Origin of the sequence: Nocardioides pelophilus (genome assembly GCF_014180685.1) — a bacterium.
GTDB lineage: Bacteria > Actinomycetota > Actinomycetes > Propionibacteriales > Nocardioidaceae > Nocardioides > Nocardioides pelophilus.
The window spans coordinates 3,201-7,338 of record NZ_JACEHF010000193.1 but is presented as its reverse complement, the minus strand read 5'-3'; the positions used below and the strand labels follow the sequence as shown (position 1 = coordinate 7,338).

Annotated in this window: 3 protein-coding genes and 1 pseudogene; 2 read left to right on the top strand and 2 right to left on the bottom strand. The window is 71.1% G+C overall.

The window, feature by feature from the left end:
* Positions 1-68 precede the first annotated feature (68 nt).
* Positions 69-476 (bottom strand): YciI family protein, encoded by a 408-nt coding sequence (locus H0488_RS20585; RefSeq protein WP_183101099.1) that lies wholly within the window; start codon positions 474-476, stop codon positions 69-71.
* Positions 477-601: 125 nt separating this feature from the next.
* On the opposite strand from H0488_RS20585, the gene H0488_RS20580 reads away from it, so the two are divergent.
* Positions 602-991 (top strand): universal stress protein, encoded by a 390-nt coding sequence (locus tag H0488_RS20580; protein WP_183101098.1) that lies wholly within the window; start codon positions 602-604, stop codon positions 989-991.
* Positions 949-1,764: pseudogene (locus tag H0488_RS20575) on the top strand (sulfurtransferase); the annotation flags it as partial. The gene H0488_RS20580 and the pseudogene H0488_RS20575, both read left to right, overlap by 43 nt.
* 102 nt (positions 1,765-1,866) lie before the next feature.
* Here H0488_RS20575 and H0488_RS20570 read toward each other — a convergent pair.
* The gene (locus tag H0488_RS20570; RefSeq protein ID WP_183101097.1) at positions 1,867-3,942 is read right to left on the bottom strand and encodes an SDR family oxidoreductase; all 2,076 of its coding nucleotides are present in this window, start codon (positions 3,940-3,942) and stop codon (positions 1,867-1,869) included.
* Positions 3,943-4,138: the final 196 nt, after the last annotated feature.

The following is a 4,138-nucleotide window of genomic DNA, read 5'->3' as shown; positions in this document are numbered from 1 at the left end:
GCCCCCCGATGACGCTGGGCGTCAGCGAGCGCAGCAGCGCCCAGTCGTCCGAGTGGTCCACGTCAGGGTCAGTCCGCGACCGTGGGCGGCTCGGTCATGAACGGCCGGACCTCCAGCCACTCGTGGATCGGCTTCCCGCCGGCACCGGGTGCGGCCGACAGCTGGGCCGCGAGCTCGAGCGCACGGTCGTAGGTGTCGACGTCGATCACCATCCAGCCGGCGATCAGGTCCTTGGTCTCCGCGAACGGACCGTCGGTGACCGGCGGGCGACCCTCGCCGTCGTACCGGACGAAGGTGCCCTCGGTGGAGAGAGCCTGCGCGTCGACGAACTCGCCGGCGCTCTCGAGTCGGGCCGCGAAGTCGCGCATGAACTGGATGTGGTCCGAGATCTCGTCGGGGGTCCACTGGTCCATCGGCACGTTGTTCTCCGGCTCCGGGGCACCTCGGTAGTGCTTCAGCAGCAGGTACTTGGCCATGGGTGTCTCCTCAGGTGTGGTGCGGCCCATTGTGACCGCGCTCGAGGAGGAGACGGAGCTGCCACGGGGTTCTCGACATCAGTTCCGGAAGAAGTCCTCACGCCCACTCCTCTAGGGTGCTGATCATGGCGACGGTGGTGATCGGGTACGTCCCGAAGCCCGAGGGCGACGCAGCCCTGCAGGCGGGGATCGAGGAGGCGCGACGACGCGGTGCGCGGCTGGTCGTGGTCCATGCGCTGATCGACCGCGACGAGGAGCCGGCGTACGTCGGGGAGGTCCGCGAGGTGCTCGGCGAGTCGGGGCTGGACCACGACGTGCGGGTGCTCGATCGCGGCCAGGAGGCGTCTGACGGCCTGGTCGACGTGGCGGAGGAGGTCGCGGCCGACCTGATCGTCATCGGCCTGCGCCGCCGCTCGCCGGTCGGCAAGCTGATCTTGGGCTCGAACGCGCAGCGGGTGCTCCTCGACGCGCCGTGCCCGGTGCTGACCGTGAAGCCGCGGACGGGGCGGCATTGAGCGCCGGCCCGCTGGTCGACCCCGGTGAGCTGGCTGCGCTGCTGGGCACCGTGACCGTGCTCGACGTCCGCTACCGGATGGGCGGTGGCCCGGCGGGACCGGACGAGCACGCCGCCGGCCACGTGCCGGGCGCGCCGTACGTCGACCTGGACACCGCCCTCGCGGCGCCGCCGGGCGTGCGCGGACGCCATCCGCTGCCGGCGACCGCGGTCTTCGAGGAGGCGATGCGCGCCGCCGGGGTCTCCGCAGCGCGACCGGTGGTCGTGTACGACGACTGGGCCGGTCACGCGGCGGCCCGTTGCTGGTGGCTGCTGCGCTACCACGGCCACGACGACGTCCGTGTGCTCGACGGCGGCTGGTCGGCGTGGCGGGCTGCCGGCCTGCCCGCTGAGACCGGTCGGGGTCCCGACGTCGAGCCCGGCACCTTCACCGCCGTCCCCGGCGGGATGCCGGTCGTCACGGCCGAGGACGTCCGATCGGTCGGGGTGCTGATCGACGCCCGGGCGGCGGTTCGCTACCGCGGGGAGGCCGAGCCGATCGACCCCGTGGCCGGCCGGATCCCGGGCGCGGTCAACGTGCCGACGTCGCTCAACCTCACCGACGACGGCAGGTTCCGGCCGGCGGCGGAGCTCAGCGAGGTCTACGCGGCGGTCGGGGCCGAGGTCGGGGCGTCCGTGGCGGCGTACTGCGGGTCGGGCGTCACGGCAGCCCACGACGTCCTCGCGCTCGAGATCGCCGGCATCCCCGCCGCGCTCTACCCGGGCAGCTGGAGCGAGTGGATCGCCGATCCGACCCGCCCGGTCGCCACCGGCTGNACCCGGGCAGCTGGAGCGAGTGGATCGCCGATCCGACCCGCCCGGTCGCCACCGGCTGAATCACCAGTGGACGCCCGGGAACAGCCGGGCCATCAGCAGCTGCTCCGACTCACGGCCGCCTGCCTCGTCGCCGCCGACCGCGGCGTCGGGCACCGCGGCGACCACCGGCTCGACGTCGGTCGGGCCGGCCTTGGCCTTGGCAGCGGCGCTGTCCGGGAAGACCTGGTAGGCGAGGTTGAGCACCCGGAACGCCGCCTTGGGGGCGAACGTGTGTGCGACGGCACCGGCATTGCCGGCCAGGGTGTTGATCTCGTGCGGCTTCTCCACCATCGCCTGGATCACCAGGTCGGCGGCCTGGGCGGGCGAGAGGGTCGGGAACTTGTCGTACATCTTGGTCGGAGCGATCATCGGGGTCCGCACCAGCGGCATGTGGATGTTGGTGAACGAGATGCCGTGGCCGACGACCTCGGACGCGACGACGTTGCTCCAGGCGTCCAGCGCGGCCTTCGAGGCGACGTACGCCGAGAACCGCGGCGGGTTGGTCTGGACCCCGATCGACGAGATGTTCACGATGTGGCCCGAGCGCTGCTCGTGCAGCTTCGGCATCAGGCCGATGATCAACCGGATCGCACCGAAGTAGTTGAGCTGCATCGTGCGTTCGAAGTCGTGGAACCGGTCGTGCGAGAGCCGCAGCGAACGGCGGATCGAGCGGCCGGCGTTGTTGACGACGAAGTCGACCGTCGGAAGCTCGCTGGACAGCCGCTCGCAGAGGTCGTCGATGGCGCGCAGGTCGGACAGGTCGCACGGGAAGACGTACGCCTGGCCCCCGCGGAGCTCGATCGTCGCCTTGGTCTCCTCGAGCTTGTCCTTGCCGCGCGCGACCAGGACCGGGATACCGCCGGCCTGGGCGACCTTGAGCGCGGTGACCTTGCCGATGCCGGAGGACGCGCCGGTGATGACGACGTGCTTGCCCTTGAGCGCCGCGCGGTTCCGCTTGTCACGTCCGGTCGTGTCGTCGAGGTTCTCCTCCCAGAACGACCACAGCGTCCGGGCGTACGACTCGAGGTCCGGAACCCCGATGCCGCTCCCGGCGAGGGCGCGCTCGGTCGCCTTGGAGTCGAAGACGGACGGGAACGACGTGTGGCCGACGACCTCGGCCGGGATGCCGAGCCGCCCGAGCGTCTGGTTGAGCAGCAGGTGAGCGGGGGCGGTCCGCACCACGGCACTGAACAGGCTGCTCGGTCGGAGCGACCGGGGGAGCATCCCGGTCACGCCGCCGGTGACGCCGCGGTCGATCGGCGTGGCGAACCGCGGCGCGCCCGCAGCGGCGCAGAACGAGTTGATCATGTCGACCACCGGCTGCGGCTCGGGGTTGACCAGGTGGAACGCCTCGCCGTCGCGGTCGGGGAGGTGCGCGAGGTGGTCCATCGCCTTGGCGACGTAGTCGACCGGCACCAGGTTGGTGTCGCCGAGGTCGACGCCGACGAGGGGAAGCCAGGAGGGCAGGTTGTCGCGGAGCCGCTTGATGAGCGGGAAGAAGTAGTACGGGCCGTCGATCTTGTCCATCGCGCCCGTCTCGGAGTGGCCGACCACGATCGCCGGCCGGTAGACCCGCCAGGGGACCGTCGACTCCTCGCGGACGATCTTCTCCGACTCGAACTTCGTCCGGTGGTACGGCGACGGCAGCGGCTGGCCCTCGTCGAACATGGTCTCGTCGAAGTGGCCGTGGTAGTCACCGGCGGCGGCCACCGACGAGACCTGGTGGAAGCAGCCGACCTGCAGCGCGTCCGCCAGCGCAAGCGCGTAGCGGGTGCCGTCGACGTTCATCGCGTCGTTGGTGGCGTCGTCGGCGGTCATGTCGTAGATCGCCGCCAGGTGGAAGAAGTGGTCGACCTTCCCGACGTGCTCGGCGACCCACTCGGGGTCGACGCCGAGACCGGCCTGTCCGAGGTCACCGATCACCGGCACGATCCGGGAGGAGCCAGCCCCGCCGGTCCACTGCTGGATCATCGTCTCCATCCGGGGGAGGGACGACTTGCGGACCAGTACGAAGATCGGGCCCTCGCGGTGGTCGACGAGTTCGCTGACGAGGTGACGACCGATGAAGCCCGTGGCGCCGGTCACAAAGGAAGACATGCGGGCAGAGTACGCCGATCCGGCGGTGCCGCTGTCCCGGATCCGGCCAGCGTCTCAGAACGCGGTTCCGGTCGGCTGCTGATCGGTCGCTGGTCGGCCGTCGGACAACGACCGAACGGCTACTGGTCGCCGCCGCCGAACATGATCTCGTCCCAGCTCGGTACGGACGCGCGGCCACGCTTCTTCGCGACCGGCC

Bases quoted from the DNA above. Each gene is read 5' to 3' on its own strand.
- H0488_RS20585 (WP_183101099.1), bottom strand. From the start codon at position 476: ATGGCCAAGTACCTGCTGCTGAAGCACTACCGAGGTGCCCCGGAGCCG.
- H0488_RS20580 (WP_183101098.1), top strand. From the start codon at position 602: ATGGCGACGGTGGTGATCGGGTACGTCCCGAAGCCCGAGGGCGACGCA.
- H0488_RS20570 (WP_183101097.1), bottom strand. From the start codon at position 3,942: ATGTCTTCCTTTGTGACCGGCGCCACGGGCTTCATCGGTCGTCACCTC.